Consider the following 25,011-nt stretch of genomic DNA (forward strand, 5'->3'; position numbering starts at 1 on the left):
CAGTCTCGTCATCCGAGCCGGGCGCGCAGTCCTCGCAGCGGGGAGGTAGTCGGCCATGGCGATGAGCGAGTTCCAGTGGCGCACGATCTTCTCGCTCGTCGCCGTCCCCGTCGCCCTCTACATCGTGTTCCTCGGCGGGCCGTATCTCGTCACGCTCATCGGGAGCATGGCGGGCATAGCCGCGTGGGAGTTTTTCCGGATGTCGCGGGCCGGCGGGGTGGAGCCGCTGCAGACCCCGGGCGTGGTGATCACCGCGCTCATTCCGGTGGCCGTGCACGCCGACCGGCTCGGCGTGATCCACGTCTCGCTGCGCTGGCTGCCGGTCGTCTCGATCGTGCTGCTCGGCATGGCGATCTGGCTGCGCGGACCCTCGCGCCGTCCGGGCCTCGCCGTCGCGGCGACCCTGTTCGGGATCATTTACGCCGGCCTGTTCACGTACGCGTATTCGATCCGATACCATAGCTACGCGGTCGGTGCCGTCGCGGGATCCGTGCTCCTCGCGCTGCCGCTCGTGATCACCTGGTTGACGGACGTGGGCGCGTACCTGATCGGCAGGACGTTCGGAAAGAAGAAGCTCATCCCGAGCGTGAGTCCGGGTAAGACGATCGTCGGATCGCTCGCCGGCTTGACCTTCGCGGTGATCGGGGCGTGGCTGTACGTCGAGTTCCTGCTGGAGCCGTACGCCCAGCTCTCGATGCCGCCCGCGGCCGTGCTGGCATTCGGCTTTCTCATCAGCGTCGCGGCGCAGACCGGCGATCTCGCCGAGTCGCTGCTGAAGCGCGAGGCCGGCGTGAAGAACAGCTCCGGACTCATCCCCGGCCACGGCGGCATGCTGGACCGGATCGACAGTCTGCTGTTCGCTCTCCCCGCCGCCTACCTGTTGCTCGATCTGTGGTTGATACCCGCGCGGGCGTAACGCCGCGCGGAGTCGCCGTCCTCGGCTCGACCGGGTCGATCGGCACCACCGCGCTCAGGGTGATCGCTCGCCACCCCGACCGTTTCCGCGTCTCGGCGCTCACCGCGTTCAACAACGCGCCGCTGCTCGACGAGCAGGTGCGCGAGCTCGCGCCGGGATTCGTCGGGATCGTGAACGCCAACGGCAGCCGGTCATCGCGCGGCTGGAGCACCGGCGTCGGTTGTCTCGTCGAGGCCGCGCGGCTCGCCGACACGGACATCGTGCTGAACGCCATCGTCGGCGCGGCCGGACTCGACGCGACGATCGCCGCGCTGGAGGCGGGCAAGCGCGTCGCGCTCGCCAACAAGGAAACGCTGGTGCTCGCCGGCGAGATCGTCACCGAAGCGGCGCGGCGCGGCGGCGGAGAGTTAGTTCCGATCGACAGCGAGCACAGCGCGATCCTGCAGTGCATCGCCGGGCGCCCGCGCGGCGACATCAGGCGCGTGATCCTCACCGCGTCGGGCGGCCCGTTCCGCGGCTGGAGCAGGCAGCAGCTCGAGTCGGCGACGGTGGACGACGCGCTCCGCCATCCCACGTGGCAGATGGGCCGGAAGATCACGGTGGACAGCGCGACGCTGGCGAACAAGGCGCTGGAAGTGATCGAGGCGCACTTCCTGTTCGGGCTGCCGTACGACCGCATCGAGGTGGTCGTGCATCCGCAGAGCGTCGTGCACTCGATGGTGGAATTCGTGGACGGGAGCGTCATCGCGCAGCTCGGCGCGCCGAGCATGGAGCTGCCGGTGCTGTACGCGCTCACGCACCCGGACAGGATCGAGGACGCGGCCACTCCGCGCTTCGACCCCGTGGCGCAGTCGCCGCTGACGTTCGAGCCGGTGGCGGACGACGAGTTTCCCGCGCTGCGCCTCGGCTTCCGCGCCGGCATGACGGGCGGGGCCGCGCCGGCGGTGTTCAACGCGGCCAACGAGGAGGCCGTCGCGCTGTTCCTCGACGGGAAGCTGCAGTTCCCGCGGATAGTCGAGGCGATCGAGAGCGCGATGAGCGAGCTCGCGGGGATGGGCAGCGCCACGCGCGACGACCTGCTGGCCGCGGACGCGAAGGCGCGCGCGCACGTCGCCCGGCGGTTCGGCGGATGAGCTTCACCTGGCTCGCTCCGATCATCGTGTTCGGCATCGTGATCTTCGTGCACGAGCTCGGGCACTTCCTCGCGGCCAAGCGGTTTGGCGTGTACGCGCCGCGGTTCTCGGTCGGGTTCGGGCCCGCGCTCTGGCGCAGGCGGCGCGGCGAGACCGAGTACATCGTCGCGGCGATGCCGCTCGGCGGCTACGTGCGCATGGCGTCCAAGGACGACGAGTCCACCGCGTTTCTCGAGGGCGGCGGCGAAGAGGCGCTCGCCCGCGAGCAGGAAGGACCGAAGAAGCCGAAGGACTGGGACCCCGAAGCGATGATCCCGCACGGCCCCAAGCCGATACCACCCGACCGGTGGTTCGAGTCGAAGCCGCTCTGGCAGAGGATCGTCATCCTGCTCGCCGGCGTCACGATGAACATTCTGCTGGCGTGGGTGGTGACCGTAGGGACGGTCGCCGCGTACGGCGAGCCGTATCTCCCGGCGGTAATCGACTCCGTGGTTGCCGGCCGTCCCGCGGCGAGTGCCGGCCTGTTGCGCGGGGACAGTGTAGTCGCCATTGACGGAAGGCCCGTGACGACGTTCACCGACATGGTGACGATCATCTCCGCGCGGCCGGAGCAGGCCACGACGATCGACGTGATCCGGGACGGGGCGCGACGCAGCCTCGTCGTCACTCCGGTGGCGGAGGACTTCACCGATCCGGTCGGCGGGACGCAGCGCGTCGGCAGGATCGGAGTGATTCCGCGAGGCGACATCGCCCGCTTCAGGACGGGGCCGGTGGACGCGCTCGTAGTCGGGACCGAGGCGACCTTCGCGATGGCCGGATCCATCGCGGGCGTCGTGCGCGGCCTGTTCACCGGCAATGTAGGAGTCGAGACACTGGGTGGGCCGATCGCAATCGTGCGTGTGTCCGTCGAAGCCGCGCAGGGCGGGCTGGAGGTATTCCTGAGCCTGATCGCGTTCCTCAGCATCAACATCGCGATCCTGAACCTGCTGCCGATACCGGTTCTCGACGGCGGGCAGGTGCTGATCCACATCCTGGAAGCCGTCAAGGGCAGCCCGTTCAGCCCGCGCGCGCGCGAGTACATCCTCCGCGCGGGACTGGCGCTCATCCTGATGCTGGTGGTGATCGTGATGTACAACGACATCCGCGCGCTGGCGCTGAGCTTCATCGGGCGCTCCTAGCGGCGCGCGAAGCGAAAGCGCGTGAAATGTGTTAGATTGAATGACATCCAACAGGGACAACGATTGTGATTGAAGCCTTCGAATTCGTGGACGGCGATCGGACGTTCACGTGCTCCGTCGAGAAGCCGCATTCCCTGGGAACGGAGAAGTGGTGGTGGTTCCGCGTGTCCACCGACCGTCACAACCGGTATGCGCCGTTCCGCGCGGCCGCCGGCGACACGCAGAAGTCGGTCAAGGCCAGAATCGTCGCGTATTACGACGCCCTTCTCGCCGCCCGCGCGATGCCGGCGCCGAGTTATTGGCGTCGCGGCGCGCCGGTCAAGACTGACGCGGCCAAGCCCGCCGCGGCGGTAGCGACCAAGTAACGGCAGCGCGGCCGCTTCGGCGGCCGGCGGATCACTCGTCGAGGTAGAGCAGCTCCCGCGCGGTTTCCCGCGCGGACGACGGGACGTACAGCGCGATCCCGCCGATCACCGGGCCCTTGAACCCCGCGCCGAACATCCCCGCCTGATTGCCTTGCAGCAGGCAGGGGATCTCGGCCTCGTTCAGCGACTGCTGCGCGATGTCGGCCTCGAATCCGTTCGAGAACGTGGTCAGCTGCACCCAGTCGCTCATCGTTTCGGCGGTGTGAGAAAGCGCTCGGCTACCTGTTCCAGGCGGTCGTCCTTCGCCGCGCGCGCGCCGGCGAGGATCTCGCGCACGAACGGCGCGAGCCGCGGCTCTCCCCAATAGTAGCCGGTAGCGTTCTCTGCGCTGCCCGTCTCACCGACACGCGCCGCCTCCAGCAGCGCGCGCGCGGCCTGCCGGTCGAAATCTGGGTCGTCGCGCTCCGGCAGGTGATAGTCCCGCTTGGGAACATCGCCGCCGGCGTCCTCGTTCACGAATGCGCGGGACATAACTCAATGTAGTCCCTGGCTCGAGGGATATCCCAGACGGAATGCACTCGGGGCCAGTCTCGCCGGCAATAGATTGCTCTCGATGCAAGGGCAGCCCACGACCAAAGCTGTGATTCTCGCTCGCGGCCTCGGCACCCGCATGCGCGCCCCCGACTCCGCGGCCGCCCTCGCCACCGCCGCCGCCGCCATCGCCGATACCGGGCTGAAAGCGATGATCCCCGTCGGCCGGCCGTTTCTCGACTACGTCCTCAGCGCGCTCGCCGACGCCGGCTTCACTGACGCGTGCCTGGTGATCGGCCCCGAGCATGACGCCGTCCGCAAGCACTACGAGATCGACGCGCGACCGACGCGCATCCGCGTGCACTTCGCCATCCAGGAGCAGCCGCTCGGCACGGCGGACGCCGTTCTCGCGGCCCAGCCGTTCGCGGCCGACGATCCCTTTGTCGTGGTCAACTCGGACAACTACTATCCCGCGGCCGCGCTCGCCGAGCTGCACAGACGGAACCGGCCGGCGATGGTGGCGTTCGCGCGCGACGCCCTGACCGAGCGCGGGAACGTGGCGAGCGACCGGGTTGCCAGATTCGGAGCCGTCGAAGTGGATGAGCGCGGAATGCTGCGAAGCATGACAGGTGACGAGGCGCGCGCGGCAGCCTCCACCGGCGGTCGCGTGTATGCCAGCATGAATTGCTGGCTGTTCACCTCTGCGATCTTCGCGGCGTGCCGGGCCGTAGCCGTCTCCCGCCGGGGGGAGACGGAGCTCACGCAGGCCGTGCAGCGCGCGATTGACGGCGCGGGCTTGCGATTCGAGGTCGTGCTCTCCGAAGAGCCGGTGCTGGACTTGTCCAGCCGGGCGGACATTCCGCGCGTGGCCCTGCTACTTCGGAGGCTGGAGCCGCAACCATGAGCGCGGCTGCATGCGGCGGCGACCGGCTGTCGCCGCTGCCCGTCATGGTCGCTTAGCCGCCGCCGCAAGCCGCGCAATTGGCCGATTCCGGCAGGACGAGCAAACGCCCGTACGGAATCGGCTTCCCGCAGCGCTCGCACAACCCATAGACGCCCCGCTTCATCCGGCTCATCGCGTTGATGAGCGCGCCGTACCTCGCCTGATCACGGCCGTAGGCACTCGCCGACATCTGCTGGTTCTGGATCGCGTCAATGCGGGAAACCCGGCCCATCGAAGCTTGGTCGAGCTGCTGTTCGGTCAGCGCGGGCGCGTCGTTAGGTTCAGTCACCCTGTGCATTTCCTCCGCTTGGGGGGCGCTTTACAAGCGCATGTAACTTCAGTATTATTAACAGCTTGGCAACTTTTTAACGTCACCAGCGCGCAACGGGCGCGCGGAGAACACACCACCAGTAATGGCATTCGCTAAAGCCCCCACGATCGAGAAGCACCGGACGCACGAGACCGATACCGGCTCGCCGCAGGTTCAGATCGCGATCCTCACGGATCGGATCAACTATCTGACGGACCACTTCCGCAAGCACGCCAAGGACCACCACGGACGTCGTGGGCTCCTCATGATGGTCGGCAGACGGAAGCGGCTCCTCAGCTATCTGCGTCGGATTGACGTCGAGCAGTATCGGAAGATCGTCGCCGACCTCGGACTGAGAGCCTAAGCCCTTCGCCGGAACTCGCGCGCGGGCCCATTGTGGCGCCCGCGCGCTTCGTGTTCTCAGAAAAAAAAGAGAAGAATGGAACGCATCGAAAAAGTCTTCGCCGGCCGCAAGCTCTCGATAGAGACCGGCAGAATGGCGAAGCAGGCCGCGGGCTCCGCGGTCGTCCAGTTCGGCGACACCATGGTGCTCGCCGCTGTCACCGTCAGCGACAACCTCAGCACGCTGCCCTTTTTCCCGCTCACGGTAGAGTACCGCGACAAGACGTACGCGGCGGGAAAGATTCCCGGCGGCTTCATCAAGCGCGAGGGACGCCCGCACGATTCCGAGATCATCAAGGCGCGGATCATCGACCGCTCGATTCGTCCGCTGTTCCCGGAAGGCTTCAAGAACGAGATCCAGGTGTTCGTGTACGTGATCTCGGCTGACCAGGAAAACGACGCTGACGTGCTCGGCCTCCTCGCGACGTCGTTCGCGCTGAACGCGTCGAAGATCCCGTTCATGGGACCGATCGCCGGCGTGCGCGTGGGACGCGTGCAGGACAAGTGGGTGCTCAACCCCACCTTCCAGCAGCTCGAGTACAGCGACCTCGACCTGGTCGCTACGGGCTCGAAGGATTCGATCATCATGGTCGAAGGCGGTGCGCTCGAGATCGGTGAAGAGGACGTCGTCGAGGCATTGACCATCGGACACAAAGGAATCCGTGAGCTGGTCGCGATGCAGGAAGAGCTGCTCGCCCGCGGCCGCGCCGAGAAGATGGCGTGGACCAAGCCGGAGCCGAATCCGGCGATCGACGCCCGGATGAAGCTGCTCGCCGAGGACAAGATTATCGAGGCAATCAACCTCGCCGACAAGCAGGCGCGCATAAAGGGAATGTCCACCCTGAAGAAGGAAGTCGCCGCGCAGCTGCTCGAGGAGTTTCCGGACAACCCCAAGGACATCTCGCATTTCTGGGGTGAGCTGGAGTACAACACCCTCCGCTCGCAGGTGCTCGACACGGGTCACCGCGTCGACGGGAGAAAGCCGCAGGAAGTCCGGCCGATCAGCATCGACACTTCGGTGCTGCCGCGCGCTCACGGCTCCGCGCTGTTCACGCGCGGCCAGACGCAGGCGCTCGTGGCGGTCACGCTCGGCACCGCGAAGGACGTGCAGCGGCTCGATTCGATCGATGAGCTGGGAGAGACGACCAAGTCGTTCATGCTGCACTACAACTTCCCCCCGTTCTGTACGGGCGAGGTCAAGATGATGCGCGGCACCAGCCGCCGCGAGATCGGCCACGGCAACCTCGCCGAGCGCGCAATCCAGGTGGTGCTCCCCGAATTCGAGACGTTCCCGTACACGATCCGGATCGTATCGGACGTGCTCGAGTCCAATGGCTCGTCGTCGATGGCGTCGGTTTGCGGCGCGTCGCTCGCGCTGTTCGATGCCGGAGCGCCGATCAAGTCGGCGGTGGCGGGCGTCGCGATGGGGCTCATCAAGGAAGGCGACCGCTACTCGGTGCTGACCGACATCCTCGGTACCGAGGATTCGCTGGGCGACATGGACTTCAAGGTCGCCGGCACCGAGCAGGGAATCACGTCCATCCAGATGGACATCAAGATCGAAGGGCTCGACCTCCGCATCATGCGCGAGGCGCTGGATCAGGCGCGCGAGGGCCGGCTGCACATCCTCGGCGAGATGAAAAAGGCGCTGACGGAGCCGCGGCCGGAGATGTCGCTGTACGCTCCCCGCATCGTGACGATGACGATCAACCCCGAGAAAATCGGCGATCTCATCGGACCCAAGGGCAAGATCATCCGCGGCATCCAGGAAGAGACCGGCGCGGAGATCACGGTGGACGATACCGGCCTGGTCACGATCGCGGCCGTCGGCGGCGAGTCCATGCAGCGCGCCAAGGAGATGGTCGAGCAGGTCACGGCCGAGCCGATCGTCGGCGAGATCTACGAGGGCGAGGTCAAGAGCACGACGGCGTTCGGCGCGTTCATCGAGATCATGCCCGGCACCGAGGGACTGCTGCACATCTCGGAGATCCAGCACGGCCGCACCGAGCGCGTCGAGGACGTGCTCAAGCGCGGCGACGTGGTGAAGGTGAAGCTCATCGAGCGCGACGAGCGCGGAAAGATGCGGCTCTCGCGCAGGGCGCTGATGCCGAAGCCGGAAGGAGCGGCCGGCGGCGACGGCGGTAGCGGCGAAGGCGAGCTGGCTGGCGTCGGCGGATCCGGCGACCACAGCAGCGAAGATCGTCCGCGCAGGCCCCGGAGCAGCGGCGGCAGCGGCGGGCGCGGCCGCAGCGGTGGCGGAGGGAGAGGGCGACCGCGAGAGTGATCACGGCCGGGACGGCTGAGCGGCGCGTGAAGACACCGCCGCGCATCGAAGCCGGCGTGCGCCGAACCGTTTTACCCAATGGACTGACCGTACTCTCGGAGCACATGCCGTGGGTGCGGTCGGTTGCATTGGGGACCTGGGTGAAGTCGGCGTCCATCCACGAGCGGCCCGAGAAGATGGGCGTGTCACACCTGCTCGAGCACGCCGTGTTCAAGGCGACACCCACGCGCTCCGCCAAGGACATCGCGCTGTCCCTGGAAGTGCTCGGCGGGAGCCTCGACGCGTACACCTCGCGCGAGCACACGAGCTACCAGGCCCGCGTGCTCGACGAGCACGCGGCGCAGGCCGCGGACGTGCTCGCCGACGTGGTGTTCCGTCCGCTGCTGCGCGACTCCGACGTCAGCGTGGAGCGGAAGGTCGTGCTGGAAGAGATCAGCATGGTCGAGGACACCCCTGACGACCAAGTGTTCGAGCTGCACAACGCGGAGCTGTGGGGCGGCCACCCGTACGGCTACTCCATACTCGGCACGCGCGATACCGTCGGCGCGCTGAGCCCGGAAGACCTGCGCGAGCTCCACCGGAGCGTGTACCACTGCGGTCAGCTCGTGGTCGCCGCCGCCGGCAACATCGAGCACGAGCGGCTGCTCGAGGTGCTCGAGTCCACAGGATGGATGGACGTTCCCGCTTGCGGGGCCGCGCCGCCGCAGCCGCCCGAGCCCCGCGCCGCGCCTGCGTCGTACGCGCATCACGACCGGCGCGATCAGGCCCAGACCCACGTGGTCCTCGGAACCGCGACCGTGCCGCACCGCGACCCCCGCCGCTACGCGATCGCGCTGATCAGCGTTCTGCTCGGCGGCGGAATGAGCTCGCGGCTGTTCCAGCGCGTGCGCGAGGAGCTGGGGCTGGCCTATTCGGTTCAGACCTTCCAGTCATTTCACCTGGACACCGGGATGCAGGGCGTGTACGTCGCGACCGCCCCCGAGACCGCCGACGACGCCGTGCGGGCCATCAACGACGAGCTCGCCCGCCTCGCCGGGGAAGGCATCCCCGAGGCCGAGATCGAGCTGGGCAGGAGCCAGCTCAAGGGCCAGGTCACGCTCTCGCTGGAGAGCGTCGGATCGCGGATGTACCGCGCCGCCACGGGCGAGCTGTTCGGCGAGCCCATCCAGACCCTCGACGAAGTCCTCGCCCTCATCGATGCCATCGACCAGGACACCGTTCGCAAAGTCTGCGGCGAGTTTTTTGCCCCTGATATTCAAACGGTCGTAAGCCTCGGCCCCAAACCGTTGAAGAGCAGTTCCTAGTCACTAGTCACAAGTCACTAGTCACCAACCATCAACATTCATCGCCTCTTCCAATGCTCATCGGCGTCCCCAAAGAGATCAAGACAAACGAGAACAGAATCGCGCTGGTCCCCGCCGGCGCGGAAGCGCTGGTGGCTGCGGGACACGACGTGCTGGTCGAGACGGGCGCGGGTGAGGGCAGCGGCTTTCCGGACGACATGTACACCGCAGTCGGCGCGCGCATCGCCCCCGACGCCGCGACCGTGTGGGCGAAGGCCGACATGATCATGAAGGTGAAGGAGCCGATCGCGAAGGAATGGAAGCACATACGGAAGGGGCAGTGCATCTTCACGTACTTCCATTTCGCGGCCGACGAGAAGCTGACGCGCGCGCACATCGACAGCGGCGCGGTCTGCATCGCGTACGAGACCGTCGAGCTGCCGTCGCGCGAGCTGCCGCTGCTCACGCCGATGTCCGAGGTCGCGGGGCGGATGGCGGTGCAGGAGGGCGCGAAGTATCTGGAGAAGCTATACGGCGGCCGCGGCGTGCTGCTCGGCGGAGTGCCCGGCGTGCCGCCGGCCAAGGTCGTCATCCTCGGCGGCGGAATCGTCGGCATCAATGCGGCGAAGATGGCCGCGGGGATGGGGGCGAAGGTAACGGTGCTCGATCTCTCGCTCGAGCGTTTGCGGTACCTGTCCGACGTGATGCCCGCCAACGTGATCCTCATCTACTCGAACCGGCACAACATCCTGGAGCAGATATCGACCGCCGATCTCGTGGTCGGCGCGGTGCTGATTCCCGGTGCCGTCGCGCCGAGGCTGATCCGGCGCGAGGATCTCAAGCTCATGCAGCCCGGCTCGGTCATCGTAGACGTCGCGATCGACCAGGGCGGCTGCGTCGAGACCATCAAGGCGACGACGCACGAGAACCCCACGTACGTCGTGGACGGAGTCATCCACTACGGCGTCGCGAACATGCCGGGCGGGGTGCCCCGCACGTCCACGCTGGCGCTCACGAACGCCACGTTCCCGTACGCGATGCAGCTCGCCAACAAGGGCTGGAAGAAAGCCCTGCGCGAGAGCGTGCCGTTACAGCGCGGGCTCAACATCGTCGAAGGCCAGGTGACCTACCCGGGTGTCGCAGAGGCATTCGGCCTGCCCCTGGCGCTGGTGGACAAGTTTCTCTCGTAGGCTGCCCCTACGGCCTTCTTCGGAGAGGTACGCCTCTCGCGTGACCCGTGCTAGTTTAAATAACTCCATGAGCCGCAACAGCTAAGGACCAAATGCGCTGGCCATTCATCAAGCCCGGTTCGCTTTTCCCCGCCAACGCGATCGCGGTCGATCTCGGCACGGCAAACACGCTGATCTACGTGAAAGGTCAGGGCATCGTGCTCAACGAGCCCTCGGTCGTCGCGCTGGATCGCGAGACCAAGAAGATCAAGGGCGTCGGACTCGAAGCGAAGCGCATGCTCGGCCGCACGCCCGAAGGCATCATCGCAGTGCGCCCGATGAAGGACGGCGTCATCGCCGACTTCGACGTGACCGAGAAGATGCTGCGCTACTTCCTCACGCTCATCATCGAGAACCACGTCTTCAAGGTGAAGCCGCGCGTGATCGTGTGCGTGCCGTCGGGAATCACCGAAGTGGAGAAGCGCGCAGTGCGCGACTCCGCGCTCGGCGCCGGCGCGAAGGAAGTGTTCATGGTCGCCGAGCCGATGGCCGCGGCGATCGGCGTCGGACTTCCGGTCGACACGCCGACCGGCAACATGGTGATCGACATCGGCGGCGGGACGACCGAGATCGCCGTCATCGCGCTCTCCGGAATCGTGAGCGACACGTCGATCCGAACCGGCGGCGACGAGATGGACATGGCGATCGTGCAGTTCATGCGGAAGAACTACAATCTCCTGATCGGTGATTCCACGGCCGAGCAGGTGAAGATCCAGATCGGCTCGGCCGCGCCGGTCGGCGACGAGCGCGAGATGGACGTGAAGGGCCGCGATCTGGTGTCCGGCATTCCGAAGACGGTCCGCGTCACGTCCGCCGAGATCCGCGAGGCGGTGCAGGAGCCGATTCAGCAGATCGTGGAGGCGGTGCGGCGCGCGCTCGAGATCACGCCGCCCGAGCTCGCGGCCGACATCGTGGATCGCGGCATCGTGATGACCGGTGGCGGCGCGCTGATCAAGGGACTCGACATCCTGCTGAGCCAGGAGACGAACCTGCCCATACACGTGGACGAGGATCCGCTGACGTGCGTCGTTCGCGGCACGGGGCGCATCCTCGAAGACGAAGACAAGTACTGGTCGGTTCTGGACACCTGAGGACGTAAATGGCGGTATCGCGACCGATCCGTGGGAGCTCGCGTCTCGACCAGATAATCGTCGGTACGTGCGTCCTCCTCTCACTGCTGGCGCTGGTGCTGCCGGCCACCGTACGGGAGCCGGTTGCGTCGGCGCTGCGGCAGGGTATTCTCGCCCCGCTGATAATGCTGCAGGAGCGGGCCGAGCTGAGCCGCCGCGCGTTCATGCTGCACGAGGAGCGCATCGAGGCGCGCGACAGCGTCACGATCAAGGCGCTGAGCGTCGCGGCCCTGCAATCCGAGAACGAGCGGCTGCGCCAGATCATCGGTCTCGGCGCCCGCGTTAAGTGGGGATTCGTCCCGGCGGAGGCGCTGCACGGGCGCGGCGTCCGCGACGCGTACAGCGTGGTCCTGAGCGCGGGCTCGAACGCGGGCGTGCGCCGCCTCAGTCCGGTGGTCGCGCCCGAAGGGCTCGTCGGCACGGTCGAGCGCGTGGATCCCACGATGAGCCATGCGATCCTGTGGACGCACCCCGACTTCCGCGTGAGCGCGATGTCCGAGGACGGGACCACGTTCGGCATCGTCCAGGCGCACCTCGGCGCGGGCCCCAACCGGTTCCTGATGGAGATGCGCGGAGTCTCGTTCCGCACCGAGCTGAAGCCGGGGATGCTGATCGTGAGCGCCGGGCTGGGCGGCACTTACCCGCGCGGGATTCCCATCGGCACCGTGATGTCCGAGCTGAGGACACCGGAGTCGTGGGCGAGAACGTACATCGTGCGGCCGGCGGTGTCGCCCAGCGACGTGAACTCGGTGATGATTCTCCGCCCGGACCGCGTGGCGGAGGGTGTCGAGGGAGTCTGGCAGCAGGGCGGTCCCATGGAAGCGGCGCTGCGCGCGATCCTGGCCGCGGGAGATTCGATCGCGAGGGCGGCTGCCATGCAGGAAGCCGCGGCGAGACGCGCCGCTATCGCCGCGATGCGCACCGATTCGCTGCGAGCGGCGGGAGTGGCGGGGCCACCGCCCGCCCAGACGCAGCCGCAGCCGCAGACGACGCGGCCGCCAGTCACTCAGCCGCAGCCCACGCAGCCGGTAACCCCGACTCCCGTGGAGCCGCAGCAGCCACCGCCGCAGCGCGACAGCGTCGTCCGGCTCGGTCCGCCGGTCACCGGACGGCGCGATACGACGCCGGCGCCGGTGCCGCGCCAGCCCGGGCGCTGATGGGCGTGCGCTTCGTTCCGCTCCTCCGCGGACTCGCGAGCTTCGCGCTGCTGGTGGTGCTGCACTACACCCTGCGGCCGCTCCTCGGCTGGCGCGCACCGATGGATTTTCTGCTCATCGCGCTGCTGCTGGTGGCGGTGCGCGTGCGTCCGGGAATGGCCGCCGTGATCGGCTTCGCCATCGGCTTCGTCTCGGATTCGCTCACGCCGGCGGCATTGGGAGCCGGCGCGGTCGCGATGACGCTGGTGGGGTACGGGGCGAGCTGGCTCAAGGCGGTGTTCTTCGCCGACAACATCGCGCTGAACGCGTTCTTCTTCTTTCTCGGCAAGTGGGCGTTCGACGTCATGTACTTCCTGGCTGAGCGCCGCGTGGGCGGAATCGAGCTGGTCCAGCAATTGATACTCTGGTCGCCGCTCTCGGCCGCGGTCACCGCGCTGGCCGGAGTCGTGCTGCTGGTTGTGATGCGTCCCCTAGTCGAGCCGTCCACCGCATGAGCTTCCATCCGAACGACATCGCGCGCCGCGCCCGGATCGGCACCATTCTCATAGTGGTGCTGATGACCGTGCTCCTCAGCGGCTTCTTCAACACGCAGGTGCTGCAGCACGAGCGGTACGCGCTGCAGTCCGAGGAGAACCGGCTGCGCGAGGTCCCGCTCCCCGCGCCGCGCGGGATCATCTACGATCGCAAGAACAATGTGATCGCGGAGAACCTGCCGGCCTACACGGTCTCTCTGCTCAGCGCCACCGAGTCCGCGCTCAAGGCCGAGCTCGCGCGGCTCGGGACTGTAATCCAGCTCACGCCGGGGGACACCGCTGGCGCGCTCAAGCGGTTCCGCCGCGAGCCGAACCGGCCGACGGTGATCTTTCCGGACGCGGCCATCGACGTCGTCGCCGTGCTGGAAGAGCACCGCATCGACTTCCCCAGCCTCATCATCCAGTCGGTGCCCAAGCGGTACTACCCGGACGGCGAGGTCGTGTCGGCGTTCGTGGGGTACACCAGCGAGATCAGCGAGAGCGAGCTGAACAGCGAGCGGTTCCGCAGCTACAAGATGGGGCAGCAGGTGGGGAAGGGCGGGCTCGAGCGGCAGTACGAGGAGATCCTGCACGGCACGGAAGGGATGCGGTTCGTCGAGGTGGACGCGCGCGGCCGCGTGGTGAACGAGGCCGGGGTGGCCCGGCCGGATCTCGTTCCGCGTCCGGCGCCGCCGATGTACACGAACATCGACATGGACCTGCAGCGGTACATCTCGAGCGTGTTCAGCGATACGCTGATGGGCGGCGTGATCGCGCTCGATCCGAAGACTGGGGGCGTGCTCGCGATTCACAGCGGTCCCGGGTACGATCCCAACAGGTTTACCGGCGGGATTCCGCAGGAATACTGGACCGAACTCAACACGAACCCGAAGAAGCCGCTGTACAACAAGGCGACGCAGGGCACGTATCCGCCCGGCTCCTCGTGGAAGCTGGTGGACGCCGTCATCGCGCTCGAGAACGGAATCGCGGATTTCACGACCAGAATGCCGCAGGCGTGCAACGGCGGCTTCGCCTACGGCAACGCCTACTTCCGCTGCTGGGACCCGCGCGGCCACGGCTCGCTCGATCTGAGCGGCGCGATCGAGAAATCCTGCAACGTGTACTTCTACCAGCTCGGCCTGCGCATCGGCCTGTCGCGCATGATCGCGGGCGGGATCAAGCTGGGGATGAACGAGCGATCGGGGCTCGATCTGCCCAACGAGAAGGCGCCGCGCTTCCCGTACGGGCTCGACTACTTCAACAAGCGGTACGGCCCGCGCGGCTGGACGCCGGGCTCGACGGTCATCAACATGGCGATCGGCCAGGGCGAGAACTCGCAGACTCTCGCGAGCATGGCCCGGTTCTATTCGGCGATCGCGTCGGACGGCACGGCCGCTCCGCCGAGCATCGCGCGCGTGACGCCGAAGCGCGAGCGGGTGTTTTCGCTCACACCGGAACAGATCCAGAAGCTCCGCGAAGCGCTGGGGAGAGTCGTCTCGCCGACGGGAACCGCAGGCGGCTCAGCGGTGCCGGGGCTGTTCCTCGGCGGCAAGACCGGAACGGCGCAGAGCGGCAAGACGACTCCGGATCACGCGTGGTTCATCGGCATGGCCCCGGTGCACGATCCCAAGATCGTCGTTGCGGTCATGATCGAGTTCGGCGGGCACGGCTGGCAGGCGGCGCGCGTGGGCTCGCGCGTGGCGGCCAAGTACCTCAACATCCCCCATCCGGCCGATCGCGCGCCGATGGGACCGGCGATAGGCGACGCGAATGATGGCAGCGTCCCCGCCACTCCGGTGCCGCTAGCGGGAATCACAGCGACTCCCTGATGGCCCGGCGGATTGTAGCGGACTATCCGCTCGTCCTCACAGCGCTCGCACTATCGCTGCTGGGAAGCGCGATGGTGTATTCGGCGGGGCGCACCGACGTCCCCACTTACGTCGCCGGTCTGTACAAGCCGCAGATCGTGTGGGTGATTCTGGGGCTGTTGACGGCGTACGGCATCACCCGGACGTCAGTGCGGCTGATCCAGTGGCTGACTGTGCCGGCGTACGCGCTGAGTCTGTTCCTGCTCGCATTGACGCTCGTTATCGGCACGGGCGCGGGCACGGCGGCGGGCACCAAGAGCTGGCTCGCCATCGGCGGCGTGCGGATCGGACAGCCGGCGGAGCTCGCGAAAATCACGGTGGTGCTGATGCTCGCGCAGGTGCTCGCGGCGCGGCGCGAGTCGCCCAGCTCCCTGCTCGATCTCTGGAAGCCGGCGATCATCGTTGCGGTGCCGTGGCTCATGATCATGGCGCAGCCCGATCTCGGCAGCGGCATCGCCTTCATCGGAATCTTCTTCGCGATGCTGTACTGGTCCGGCGTCGCGTGGCCGCTGCTGCTGCTGCTCGCCAGCCCCGCGATCAGTCTCGTCCTCTCCTTCAGCACCGGGCTGTGGGGCGCGTGGTTCCTGGTGCTGCTCGCCCTCGTGCTGTACTACCGGCCGTTTCTCGTCGAGGGGATAGTGCTGATGCTGGCGAACGTCGCCACCGGCGTCGTCGCCCCGGTCCTGTGGGAGAAGCTCAAGCCGTACCAGCAGAACCGGCTGCGCGTGTTCATCGATCCCTCGTTCGACCCGCGGGCGTCGGGCTACCAGGTGATTCAGTCGAAGATCTCGATCGGCTCCGGCGGCTTCTTCGGCAAGGGATTCACGGAGGGCACCCAGAAACGGCTCGCATTCCTCCCGGCGCAGCACACGGACTTCATCTTCGCCGTGCTGGGGGAGGAGCTGGGCTTCATCGGGGTGATGTTCACGCTCACGCTGCTGACGGTGCTGCTGTTGCGCGCCACCAAGATTGCGGCCCGGGCGAACGACGCCTTCGGCGGACTGGTGGCATTCGGGCTCATGGCGAGCTGGATGGTCCACATCATCGTGAACGTGGGCATGACCCTCAACCTGATGCCCATCACCGGCATCCCGTTGCCTTTCTTCAGCTACGGCGGGTCGTTCATGCTGGCGACCTGGCTGGCGGTGGGGATCCTGCTCCGCATCTCGGGCGAAGGGCGCGGGCGGGGCGGGGCGAGGGTAAATTAACTGCTGGTGACTCGTGACTCGTGACTAGTGACTAGTAACTGCCCTGCCTTCCGCCTTCTCCCGTTCTCTTCCGCTCTTACACCAGTCACTAGTCACAAGTCACTAGTCACCGATCCGTAAGTCCGCCTCCTTCCAGAACTTAAGTCAATGCCCTTAAAGCTGTACGTGAGCGAGTAGTGGCGTGGTTCCGGAAGGAGAGAAAGCCCCGCCAGCCCAGGCGAGAGCGGCTCGAGATACCGGCCGACACGTGGGAGAAATGTGAGGCGTGCGGCCACACCGACCTGCGCGAGAAGTTCGAGCGCAACCTCAACGTCTGTCCCAACTGCGACTTCCACCGGCGGATCCGCGCGGGAGACTACCTGGCGATCCTGCTCGACGAAGACACCGCCGAGGAGACCGAGGTCGACCTCAAGTCCACCGATCCTCTCAGCTTTCCCGAGTACACCGCGCGACTCGCGAAGGCGACGGCGAAGGCCGGCGACGGCGACGCCATTCTCACCGCGACCGGACAGCTCGGCGGGATGCCGATCGGGGTCGGCGCGATGGACTTCGCGTTCATGGGCGGCTCGATGGGCTCCGTGGTCGGCGAGAAGATCGCGCGGCTCGGGCAGAAGTCGCTGGAGCGCAAGTTTCCCCTGGTGATCGTGTCGGCGTCGGGCGGGGCGCGCATGCAGGAAGGCGTGCTCTCGCTCATGCAGATGGCCAAGGCCGCGGCGATCCTGTCGCAGCTCGCGGAGCGGCGCATCCCCTACGTGTCGATCCTCACCAATCCCACGACGGGCGGAGTGAGCGCCAGCTACGCGATGCTCGGGGACGCGATCCTGGCGGAGCCAGGCGCGGTGATCGGATTCGCCGGGCCGCGCGTGATCAAGCAGACGATCGGGCAGGACCTGCCCGAGGGATTCCAGACCGCGGAGTTCCTGCTGGAGCACGGGATGGTGGACGCGGTGGTGCATCGCCGCGATCTCAAGCAGACGGTCGGCACGCTTCTCCGGCACATGAGCGGCAAGCCCGCCGCGAGCGGATGGACTGAGAGCTGACAGTCGCCGCTTCCCGGGAGTACCGGGCCGCGCTCGACTACCTGTTCGCGCGCACCACCGGCGACACGAAGCTCGGGCTCGAGCGCACGACCGAGCTCCTGCGCCTGCTCGGCGATCCGCACCGCCGATTCAAGTCGTTTCACGTCGCCGGAACCAACGGCAAGGGAAGCGTCGTGGCCTCGGTCGAGGCGCTCCTGCGGTCGCGCGAGGTGAAGGTGGCGACGTACACGTCGCCGCACCTCGTGGACTTCCGCGAGCGCATTCGCCTGGGCGGACGGCTCATCGCCGAAGACGAAGTCGTCGCCTTCATCGAGCGCTGGACTCCCGACGCCGAGCGGATCGGGGCGACCTTCTTCGAGGTGACCACCGCGCTCGCGTTCGACTGGTTCGCCCGGCAGGACGTGGACGTGGCCGTGATCGAGACGGGATTGGGTGGACGGCTCGACGCAACGAACGTCATCACGCCGCTCGTGGCGTGCGTCACGTCCGTCAGCCTGGATCACACCGACATGCTCGGGGAGACGATCGTGCAGATCGCGATGGAGAAGTCCGGGATCTTCAAGCGCGGCGTGCCCGCGGTCGTGGGCGAGCGCAAGGCGGGCGTCGCGCGGGAGTTGGCGAACCTCGCCGCGGCGATGGGGGCGGCGCCTGTCGTCGTGGCGGCGAAGGAGTACGACACGAGTGACGTGAGCGTCGGCCCCTTCGGAACCGACTTCACCATCGAGCGGGGAGGACGGTTCTTCACGGTGCGGACACCCCTGATCGGCGAGCATCAGGCGTGGAACACCGCCACCGCGATCGCGATGGTGCGGGCCGCGGGCGCCGCATACTCCGTCCCGCTGGACCGGTGCGCGGATGCGCTGCGCGACGTCGTTCTGCCGGGCCGGCTCGACAGACGCGGAAAGTTCGTCTTCGACGTCGCGCACAACCCTGCCGGCGTCACCGTGCTCGTGTCGGCGCTGGCGAGGATGGGGATCGAGCGACCCCTGGCGGCGGTGGTCGGCGTTCTCTCAGACAAGGACTGGCGCGGGATGATCGACCGGCTCGCGCCGGTGGTTGACGAGCTCATTCTCACCACGCCTCCCACGGCGCCGGCGAACCGGCGCTGGGATCCAGCCGCGGCCGCGGACTATGCGAGCGCCCTCGGCGCGAGCGCGTCAGCCGTGCCCGATTTGGCCGAGGCGCTCGCGCTGGCCGGCGATCGCGGCAGCACGGTACTGGTCACCGGTTCGTTTCATACCGTCGGAGACGCGATGTCGTGCTTGCAGCTGTCTCCAATGGCCGCGTAGCTTTCACCAATGTCACGGTCGGCGCTGCCAGGGTTTCGGGATTTCTATCCGCAGGAGCTCGCCGAGCGCGCCTACGTAATGAATGCGTGGCGCGAGGTCGCGCGGCGGTACGGCTTCGTGGAGTACGACGGCCCGCCGCTCGAGCCGCTGGAGCTGTACACCGCCAAGAGCGGCGAGGAGATCGTCGGTCAGCTGTACGTCTTCGAGGACAAGGGCGGCCGGAAGGTGGCGCTCCGCCCCGAGATGACGCCGACTTTCGCGCGGATGGTCGGCGCGAAGCTGAACTCGCTGCGCAAGCCGGTGCGCTGGTTCTCCATGCCGCAGCTGTTCCGCTACGAGCGGCAGCAGAAGGGGCGGCTGCGGGAGCATTTCCAGCTCAACGTGGACATCGTCGGCGAGTCCGACGTCGCGGCCGATGCCGAGCTGCTCGCGCTGGCGATCGACGTGATGCGCGAGCTGGGACTGACCGCGAGCGACGTCCGCGCGCGCGTGTCGGACCGGCGTCTGATCGGTGCCCTTCTCGCGCACTTCGACATCGCGGACGAGCAGCAGCCGCTCGTGTACGCGGTGCTCGACAAGCTCGACCGGGAGCCGCGCTCCGCGCTGGAGCGGCGCCTGACCGACGGCGGCCTCGCGCCGCACACCGTCGGCTCGCTGTTCGAGGCGGTCGGGGCAAAGGACCTCGACGAGCTCCGCGTCCGGTTGGGCGGGGTGCGCGCGTTGGACGAGCACTTCGACAACTTGCGGCGGTACTTCGAGCTGCTCGGCTCGCTCGGCGTCGCCGAGTGGGTCCAGCTCGACCTCTCGGTGGTTCGCGGCCTCGCGTACTACACGGGGATAGTCTTCGAGCTGTTCGACACGGCGGGCGAGTTCCGCGCGATCTGCGGCGGCGGACGGTACGACGATCTGCTCGCGACGCTTGGCGGGACGGCGGCACCGGCGCTCGGATTCGGCATGGGCGACGTGGTGCTGAGCGAGCTGCTCCGGTCCCGCAAGCTGATGCCCGCGCTCGAGCCGGCCATCGACTACTGGGTCGCGTCCGACGACGAGGCGCTTCTCCCGGACGTGATGTCCGTGGCGGGGCGCCTGCGCAGGCACGGCCACAGCGTGGAGTATTCGCTCAAAGCCCAGCAGCTGGCGCGGCAGCTCAAGGCCGCGGCAAGCGCGGGGGCGGCCCAAGTGGTTATTCTCCTGCGCGACCAGTGGAGCGGCGGCGCCGGCACGGCGACCCTGAAAAACCTGGCCGATGGCAGCGAGCGCGTCGTCCACGGCGACGAGCTCTTCAACATCCCGGTGTAAGACAATGGCAGACGACAAGAAGCTGACTCCGCGCGCGGAGGACTTTAGCGCGTGGTACAACGAGCTGGTACTGAAGGCGGAGCTGGCGGACTACGCGCCGGTGCGCGGCTGCATGATCATCAGGCCGGCGGGGTACGGCATCTGGGAGCGGATGCAGCGGCAGCTCGACGACATGTTCAAGGCCACGGGCCACGTGAACGCGTACTTCCCGCTGTTCATTCCGGAGAGTTTTCTCAAGAAGGAAGAGCGGCACGTCAAGGGGTTCGCGCCGGAAGTCGCCGTCGTTACGCACGGCGGCGGCAAGCAGCTCGACGAGCCGCTCGTCGTAAGGCCGACGTCGGAGACGATCATCTACGCGATGTTCGCCAAGTGGATCCAGAGCTATCGCGACCTCCCGCTGCTCATGAACCAGTGGGCCAACGTCGTACGCTGGGAGATGCGCACCCGTCTGTTCCTGCGCACGCTCGAATTCCTCTGGCAGGAGGGCCACACCGCCCACGCCACGCATGACGAAGCCGAGGAGGAAGCGCGGAGGATGCTCGGCGTGTACAGCGACTTCATGGAAGGGTGGATGGCGATGCCGGTGGTGACCGGCGTCAAGACCGACGCCGAGAAGTTCGCCGGCGCGCTGCGCACGTTCTCGTGCGAGGCGATGATGCAGGACAACCGCGCGCTGCAGGCGGGAACGTCGCACAACCTCGGGCAGAACTTCGCCAAGGCGTTCGACGTGACGTTCCAGAGCGAAGGCGGAACCGTGGAGTACGTCTGGAACACGAGCTGGGGAGTGTCCACCCGGCTCGTCGGCGCACTGGTGATGACGCACGGCGACGACGTCGGGTTGCGCACGCCGCCGCTCTTGGCGCCGATCGAGATAGTGATCGTTCCGATCTGGAAATCGGAGGACGACCGCGACCGCGTGTTCGAGGCGGCGAGCCGGCTTCGGACGTCCCTCGTGGAGTGGGAGCGGCGCGATCCGCACCGGCTGCGCGTGCACCTCGACGACCGCGAGGGTATGACGCCCGGCGCCAAGTACTACGAGTGGGAGCTGCGCGGCGTGCCGCTGCGCATCGAGCTGGGACCGCGCGACCTGGACAAGAACCAGGCGGTCCTCGTCCGGCGCGACGACCGGAGCAAAAAGCCGGTCTCGCTCGACGCGATCGGCGAAGAAGCGGCGGAGCTGCTCGTGGCCATTCAGGACGCGATGCTCGAGGCCGCGCGCGACCGGCGCGAGAAGAACAGCCATCGCGGCAGGATCACGTACGACGAGTTCCGCGCGATAATGGAAGGTCCCGGCGGATTCGTGTACGCCGGCTGGTGCGGCTCGGGCGCTTGCGAGGCCAAGGTCAAGGAAGACACCAAGGCCACGATCCGCGTCCTTCCCGACGAAGAGTTCTGCTCCGCCGAGCCGCCGGCGACGTGCCTGGCCTGCGGCGCCGCCTCGCAATCCGAGGCACTTTGGGCGAGAGCGTACTGACGGCCGGCTTCGGTCGTGTCGACGGAACGCTGCACTGCGACGGCGTGCCGCTCGACGCGTTGGCGGCGCGAGTGGGGACGCCGTCGTACGTCTACAGCGCGCAGAGCATCCGCGAGCAGTACGCGCGCCTGAGCGAAGCTTTCGCGGGCATACCCCACCGTTTGCACTACAGCGTGAAGGCCAACTCCAGTCTCGCGATCCTGGCGCTCCTGCGCGAGCTGGGCGCGGGCGTGGACATCGTCTCGGGCGGGGAGCTGTTTCGCGCGCTGCGTGCCGGCTACTCCGGGAGCGGGATCGTGTTCAGCGGAGTGGGGAAGACCGAAGCCGAGATCGAGGAGGCGCTGACCGCCGACGTCCTGCTGATCAACATCGAGTCGGAGGAGGAGCTGCGGCTGGTGGACGAGGTAGCGGGGAGGATGAAGGTGCGCGCGCGGATCGCGCTGCGCATCAATCCCGAGGTCACCGTTGACACGCCGCACCCGTACACGCGCACCGGCGAGAAGGGGATGAAGTTCGGCATCCCGCACGACGAGGCGGTGCGCGTCGCGTCGGTGGCGCTGGGGCTCGGGCACGTCCTGCTCGTCGGCATCGACATGCACGTCGGCTCGCAGATCGCGCTGTTCGGTCCGTACGAGATGGGGCTGCAGCGGCTGCTCGCGCTGCTCGAGCAGATGCTGGCGGCGGGCGCGTCGGACATCCGGTACATCGACATCGGCGGCGGGCTCGCAGTCACGTACGACACCGAACGGCCGATCGACGTCGCGCAGTTAGGCGCGCGCACTGCCGCCATGCTCGCGGGCAGCGGACTGGAGCTGATCGTGGAGCCGGGCCGGTTCATCGTCGGGAACGCCGGAGTGCTGCTGACGAAGGTCCTGTACCGGAAGCGCAGCGGCGGGAAGGAGTACGTCATCATCGACGCGGGGATGAACGATCTCCTCCGCCCGTCCCACTACAACGCGTACCACCGGATCGAGCCGGTCACGCCGGTCGGCGGCCGGATCGTCGCCGACGTCGTCGGCCCGGTGTGCGAGAGCGGGGATTTCTTCGCGCTCAACCGCGAAATTGACGATGTTTCCGCTGGCGACATTCTCGCCGTGCACTCGGCGGGCGCGTACGGCTTCGTGATGGCGTCGCAGTACAACTCGCGGCCGAAAGCCGCGGAGGTGATGGTGGACGGAGACCGGTACGGCGTGGTGACGGAGCGGGAGAGCTACGACGACCTGATCAGGGGCGAGCACGTGACCCCGCGCTGGAGCGCGCTGTGAGAGTCGGGGTGCTGGCGGACACGCATGACCGCCTGCCGGCGATCGAGCAGCTCGTGGAGAGGCTCGTGGCCTCGGGCGTGAGCATGGTGATGCACGCCGGCGATTACTGCTCGGCGTTCTCGCTCGCTCCGTTCCGGCAGGCGAACATGGCGGTGCTCGGCGTGTTCGGCCGCAACGACGGGGATCGCGAGGGTCTCAAGGCGTTCGCGGACCAGTCCATGGGGACCGAGCTGTACGAGTCGCCGCACAGCTTCGAGGTCGGCGGCTACCGGATCATGCTCGTGCACGAGCTGGGCGAGATCAACCGCCGGTCCATTGAGGCCCACGAGTTCGTGCTGTACGGCGCGACGCACCGGCAGGACACGCGCACGGTGGGCGAGACCCTGCTGCTGAACCCCGGTGAGGCGTGCGGCTGGCTGCACGGCGAGTGCACGGGCGCGATACTGGATCTGGAGACGCGCGAGGTAGAGATCATCACGGTATCCGGTAACCAGTGATTAGTGATTGGTGATTGGTGTTTAGTAGGTGCGGACGAAACGCGGGGATATGGCGTCCAGAAACGGCTACCAGTCACTAATCACTAATCACCAATCACCAATCACTAATCACTAGCCCTTTGCCCTCCCGCATCCTCATCCTCGATTTCGGCGCGCAGTACACGCAGCTCATTGCGCGTCGAGTGCGAGAGGCGCGAGTCTACTCCGAAATCCACCCGCCGACTCGCGATCTGACGTGGATCCGGGACTGGGCGCCTGACGGGATCATCCTGAGCGGCGGCCCCAGCTCGGTGTACGGCGAGGGCGCGCCGCTCATCGATAAGGCGCTGTTGGATGTCGCTCCAGTTCTCGGAATCTGTTACGGCATGCAGGTTATCGCGCACGTCTCCGGCGGAGAGGTGAAGCGGGGAGGAAAGCGCGAGTACGGTCGCGCGGAAATGACCGTGACCGACGCGGACACGTTGTTCAGCGGCTTCGACGAAGGCGAGCCCGTCACCGTCTGGATGAGCCACGGCGACCACGTGGAGCAGCCGCCGCCGGAATTCACCGTGATCGCCACGAGTCGCTCGAACCCGGTGACGGCGTTCCGGCACCGGTCCAAGCCGATCTTCGGCGTGCAATTCCACCCCGAGGTCGCGCATACGCCGCGCGGCACCGAGATCATCTCCAACTTTCTTTTTGAGGCGTGCAAGGCCGAGCCCACCTGGACCGCCGGCGCGTTCATCGAGAGCGAGATAACGAAGATCCAGGAGCAGGCCGGATCGGCGCGAGTGATCTGCGGGCTGTCGGGCGGAGTCGACTCGTCCGTCGCCGCTGCGCTCGTCCACCGCGCAATCGGCGATCAGCTCACCTGCATCTACGTGGATACGGGACTGATGCGGCTGCACGAGACCGAGCAGGTCGAGCGCACGTTTCGCCAGCACCTCGGTATCGAGCTGATCGTCATAGACGCGGAGCAGCGGTTTCTCGACGCGCTCGCGGGAATCGAGGAGCCGGAGGAGAAGCGGCGCCGCATCGGGCACACGTTCATTGACGTGTTCGAGGACGCCGCGGCATCCATCGGCGACGCGCAGTTCCTGGTGCAGGGCACGCTGTACCCCGACGTGATCGAGTCGGTCTCGGCGAAGGGCGGACCGTCGGCGACGATCAAGACGCACCACAACGTCGGCGGCCTCAAGCCCGGGATGAAGTTCAAGTTGATAGAGCCGCTGCGCGAGCTGTTCAAGGACGAGGTGCGCAACGTCGGACGCGAGCTCGGGCTGCCCGAGGAGATGGTCGGCCGGCACCCGTTCCCGGGGCCGGGGCTGGCCATCCGGATCCTGAGCGATGTGGACCGCGCCAAGCTCGACACGCTCCGTGCGGCCGACGCGATCTACCTGGAAGAGATTCGGTCAGCCGGACTGTACGACGAGATCTGGCAGGCGTTCGCGGTGCTGCTGCCGGTGCGGAGCGTAGGAGTGATGGGGGACGAGCGGACGTACGACAACGTGGTGGGCTTGCGGGCGGTGACGAGCACGGACGGGATGACGGCGGACTGGTTCCCGTTTCCTCCCGAGGTGCTCGGCCGCATCTCGAGCCGGATCATCAACGAAGTGGCTGGCGTCAATCGGGTGGTCTACGATGTGAGCTCCAAACCGCCCGCGACGATCGAGTGGGAATAGGGAAACTGGAATATGCGAAAAGCCGGAGACGCGTCTC

At 67.2% G+C, this 25,011-nt stretch carries 24 protein-coding genes; 21 read left to right on the forward strand and 3 right to left on the reverse strand.

Going from position 1 to position 25,011, the window contains the following annotated elements; all coding sequences use genetic code 11:
• The first annotated feature begins 55 nt into the window (after nt 1-55).
• From WEA80_09830 to WEA80_09845, 4 genes are all read left to right on the forward strand, one after another.
• Complete coding sequence (locus WEA80_09830) at nt 56-916, forward strand: phosphatidate cytidylyltransferase (protein MEX1186876.1); 861 nt, start codon at nt 56-58, stop codon at nt 914-916.
• On the forward strand, nt 892-2,049 hold the full coding sequence (gene dxr / locus WEA80_09835; protein MEX1186877.1) for a 1-deoxy-D-xylulose-5-phosphate reductoisomerase: 1,158 nt from the start codon (nt 892-894) through the stop codon (nt 2,047-2,049). Before WEA80_09830 ends, dxr begins: the two co-directional genes overlap by 25 nt.
• Nucleotides 2,046-3,227 (forward strand): RIP metalloprotease RseP, encoded by a 1,182-nt coding sequence (gene rseP / locus WEA80_09840; protein ID MEX1186878.1) that lies wholly within the window; start codon nt 2,046-2,048, stop codon nt 3,225-3,227. The genes dxr and rseP overlap by 4 nt, the downstream gene beginning before the upstream one ends.
• A gap of 65 nt (nt 3,228-3,292) precedes the next feature.
• On the forward strand, nt 3,293-3,592 hold the full coding sequence (locus tag WEA80_09845) for a hypothetical protein (GenBank protein MEX1186879.1): 300 nt from the start codon (nt 3,293-3,295) through the stop codon (nt 3,590-3,592).
• Nucleotides 3,593-3,623: 31 nt separating this feature from the next.
• Here WEA80_09845 and WEA80_09850 read toward each other — a convergent pair whose 3' ends face one another.
• Both WEA80_09850 and WEA80_09855 read right to left on the reverse strand, forming a co-directional pair.
• A complete protein-coding gene (locus WEA80_09850; protein ID MEX1186880.1) occupies nt 3,624-3,842 on the reverse strand; it encodes a DUF2007 domain-containing protein in 219 nt (72 codons plus the stop codon).
• Nucleotides 3,839-4,123 carry a hypothetical protein gene (locus WEA80_09855; GenBank protein MEX1186881.1) on the reverse strand — a complete coding sequence of 95 codons (285 nt, stop codon included), beginning with the start codon at nt 4,121-4,123 and terminating at the stop codon, nt 3,839-3,841. Before WEA80_09855 ends, WEA80_09850 begins: the two co-directional genes overlap by 4 nt.
• Before the next feature lie 82 nt (nt 4,124-4,205).
• Here WEA80_09855 and WEA80_09860 point away from each other — a divergent pair, with 82 nt between their 5' ends.
• Nucleotides 4,206-5,027, forward strand: coding sequence for a nucleotidyltransferase family protein (locus WEA80_09860; GenBank protein MEX1186882.1), 822 nt, complete (start codon nt 4,206-4,208; stop codon nt 5,025-5,027).
• Nucleotides 5,028-5,079: 52 nt separating this feature from the next.
• Here the strand turns inward: WEA80_09860 and WEA80_09865 are convergent, their stop codons facing one another.
• Nucleotides 5,080-5,355, reverse strand: coding sequence for a TraR/DksA C4-type zinc finger protein (locus WEA80_09865; GenBank protein MEX1186883.1), 276 nt, complete (start codon nt 5,353-5,355; stop codon nt 5,080-5,082).
• 124 nt (nt 5,356-5,479) lie between these two features.
• On the opposite strand from WEA80_09865, the gene rpsO reads away from it, so the two are divergent.
• The 16 genes from rpsO (at nt 5,480) to guaA (ending at nt 24,974) form a co-directional block, all read left to right on the forward strand.
• Nucleotides 5,480-5,740: a 30S ribosomal protein S15 gene (rpsO, locus tag WEA80_09870; GenBank protein MEX1186884.1), complete on the forward strand. Its 261-nt coding sequence runs from the start codon at nt 5,480-5,482 to the stop codon at nt 5,738-5,740.
• 75 nt (nt 5,741-5,815) lie between these two features.
• Complete coding sequence (locus tag WEA80_09875; GenBank protein ID MEX1186885.1) at nt 5,816-8,062, forward strand: polyribonucleotide nucleotidyltransferase; 2,247 nt, start codon at nt 5,816-5,818, stop codon at nt 8,060-8,062.
• 26 nt (nt 8,063-8,088) lie between these two features.
• Nucleotides 8,089-9,366 carry a pitrilysin family protein gene (locus WEA80_09880; protein ID MEX1186886.1) on the forward strand — a complete coding sequence of 426 codons (1,278 nt, stop codon included), beginning with the start codon at nt 8,089-8,091 and terminating at the stop codon, nt 9,364-9,366.
• Nucleotides 9,367-9,419: 53 nt separating this feature from the next.
• Complete coding sequence (gene ald / locus WEA80_09885) at nt 9,420-10,535, forward strand: alanine dehydrogenase (protein MEX1186887.1); 1,116 nt, start codon at nt 9,420-9,422, stop codon at nt 10,533-10,535.
• A gap of 92 nt (nt 10,536-10,627) precedes the next feature.
• Nucleotides 10,628-11,665, forward strand: coding sequence for a rod shape-determining protein (locus tag WEA80_09890; protein ID MEX1186888.1), 1,038 nt, complete (start codon nt 10,628-10,630; stop codon nt 11,663-11,665).
• An 8-nt stretch (nt 11,666-11,673) separates the two neighbouring features.
• Nucleotides 11,674-12,861, forward strand: coding sequence for a rod shape-determining protein MreC (gene mreC, locus WEA80_09895; GenBank protein ID MEX1186889.1), 1,188 nt, complete (start codon nt 11,674-11,676; stop codon nt 12,859-12,861).
• Nucleotides 12,862-12,866: 5 nt separating this feature from the next.
• Nucleotides 12,867-13,355, forward strand: a complete 489-nt coding sequence (gene mreD, locus WEA80_09900) for a rod shape-determining protein MreD (GenBank protein ID MEX1186890.1) — start codon at nt 12,867-12,869, stop codon at nt 13,353-13,355.
• Nucleotides 13,352-15,202 carry a penicillin-binding protein 2 gene (mrdA, locus tag WEA80_09905; protein ID MEX1186891.1) on the forward strand — a complete coding sequence of 617 codons (1,851 nt, stop codon included), beginning with the start codon at nt 13,352-13,354 and terminating at the stop codon, nt 15,200-15,202. Before mreD ends, mrdA begins: the two co-directional genes overlap by 4 nt.
• Nucleotides 15,202-16,449, forward strand: a complete 1,248-nt coding sequence (gene rodA, locus WEA80_09910; GenBank protein MEX1186892.1) for a rod shape-determining protein RodA — start codon at nt 15,202-15,204, stop codon at nt 16,447-16,449. Before mrdA ends, rodA begins: the two co-directional genes overlap by 1 nt.
• 176 nt (nt 16,450-16,625) lie before the next feature.
• Nucleotides 16,626-17,489 carry an acetyl-CoA carboxylase, carboxyltransferase subunit beta gene (gene accD / locus WEA80_09915; protein MEX1186893.1) on the forward strand — a complete coding sequence of 288 codons (864 nt, stop codon included), beginning with the start codon at nt 16,626-16,628 and terminating at the stop codon, nt 17,487-17,489.
• Nucleotides 17,490-17,530: 41 nt separating this feature from the next.
• Entirely contained in the window at nt 17,531-18,778 is a 1,248-nt protein-coding gene (locus tag WEA80_09920; GenBank protein ID MEX1186894.1) for a folylpolyglutamate synthase/dihydrofolate synthase family protein, read from the forward strand.
• Nucleotides 18,779-18,787: 9 nt separating this feature from the next.
• Entirely contained in the window at nt 18,788-20,077 is a 1,290-nt protein-coding gene (hisS, locus tag WEA80_09925; GenBank protein MEX1186895.1) for a histidine--tRNA ligase, read from the forward strand.
• A 4-nt stretch (nt 20,078-20,081) separates the two neighbouring features.
• Nucleotides 20,082-21,551: a proline--tRNA ligase gene (proS, locus tag WEA80_09930; protein MEX1186896.1), complete on the forward strand. Its 1,470-nt coding sequence runs from the start codon at nt 20,082-20,084 to the stop codon at nt 21,549-21,551.
• The gene (gene lysA, locus WEA80_09935; protein MEX1186897.1) at nt 21,533-22,816 is read left to right on the forward strand and encodes a diaminopimelate decarboxylase; all 1,284 of its coding nucleotides are present in this window, start codon (nt 21,533-21,535) and stop codon (nt 22,814-22,816) included. Before proS ends, lysA begins: the two co-directional genes overlap by 19 nt.
• Nucleotides 22,813-23,313 (forward strand): metallophosphoesterase, encoded by a 501-nt coding sequence (locus WEA80_09940; GenBank protein ID MEX1186898.1) that lies wholly within the window; start codon nt 22,813-22,815, stop codon nt 23,311-23,313. Before lysA ends, WEA80_09940 begins: the two co-directional genes overlap by 4 nt.
• Nucleotides 23,314-23,432: 119 nt before the next feature.
• Complete coding sequence (gene guaA, locus WEA80_09945) at nt 23,433-24,974, forward strand: glutamine-hydrolyzing GMP synthase (protein MEX1186899.1); 1,542 nt, start codon at nt 23,433-23,435, stop codon at nt 24,972-24,974.
• Nucleotides 24,975-25,011: the final 37 nt, after the last annotated feature.

The organism is Gemmatimonadaceae bacterium, assembly GCA_040882285.1.
GTDB lineage: Bacteria > Gemmatimonadota > Gemmatimonadetes > Gemmatimonadales > Gemmatimonadaceae > JACDCY01.

Excerpts from the sequence above, each read along its gene's own strand:
- ald (MEX1186887.1), top strand. The coding sequence starts at position 9,420 with ATGCTCATCGGCGTCCCCAAAGAGATCAAGACAAACGAGAACAGAATC.
- WEA80_09830 (MEX1186876.1), top strand. The coding sequence starts at position 56 with ATGGCGATGAGCGAGTTCCAGTGGCGCACGATCTTCTCGCTCGTCGCC.
- rodA (MEX1186892.1), top strand. The coding sequence starts at position 15,202 with ATGGCCCGGCGGATTGTAGCGGACTATCCGCTCGTCCTCACAGCGCTC.
- WEA80_09875 (MEX1186885.1), top strand. The coding sequence starts at position 5,816 with ATGGAACGCATCGAAAAAGTCTTCGCCGGCCGCAAGCTCTCGATAGAG.
- WEA80_09890 (MEX1186888.1), top strand. The coding sequence starts at position 10,628 with ATGCGCTGGCCATTCATCAAGCCCGGTTCGCTTTTCCCCGCCAACGCG.
- mreC (MEX1186889.1), top strand. The coding sequence starts at position 11,674 with ATGGCGGTATCGCGACCGATCCGTGGGAGCTCGCGTCTCGACCAGATA.
- rpsO (MEX1186884.1), top strand. The coding sequence starts at position 5,480 with ATGGCATTCGCTAAAGCCCCCACGATCGAGAAGCACCGGACGCACGAG.
- hisS (MEX1186895.1), top strand. The coding sequence starts at position 18,788 with ATGTCACGGTCGGCGCTGCCAGGGTTTCGGGATTTCTATCCGCAGGAG.
- proS (MEX1186896.1), top strand. The coding sequence starts at position 20,082 with ATGGCAGACGACAAGAAGCTGACTCCGCGCGCGGAGGACTTTAGCGCG.
- WEA80_09855 (MEX1186881.1), bottom strand. The coding sequence starts at position 4,123 with ATGTCCCGCGCATTCGTGAACGAGGACGCCGGCGGCGATGTTCCCAAG.
- WEA80_09850 (MEX1186880.1), bottom strand. The coding sequence starts at position 3,842 with ATGAGCGACTGGGTGCAGCTGACCACGTTCTCGAACGGATTCGAGGCC.
- WEA80_09860 (MEX1186882.1), top strand. The coding sequence starts at position 4,206 with ATGCAAGGGCAGCCCACGACCAAAGCTGTGATTCTCGCTCGCGGCCTC.
- mrdA (MEX1186891.1), top strand. The coding sequence starts at position 13,352 with ATGAGCTTCCATCCGAACGACATCGCGCGCCGCGCCCGGATCGGCACC.
- rseP (MEX1186878.1), top strand. The coding sequence starts at position 2,046 with ATGAGCTTCACCTGGCTCGCTCCGATCATCGTGTTCGGCATCGTGATC.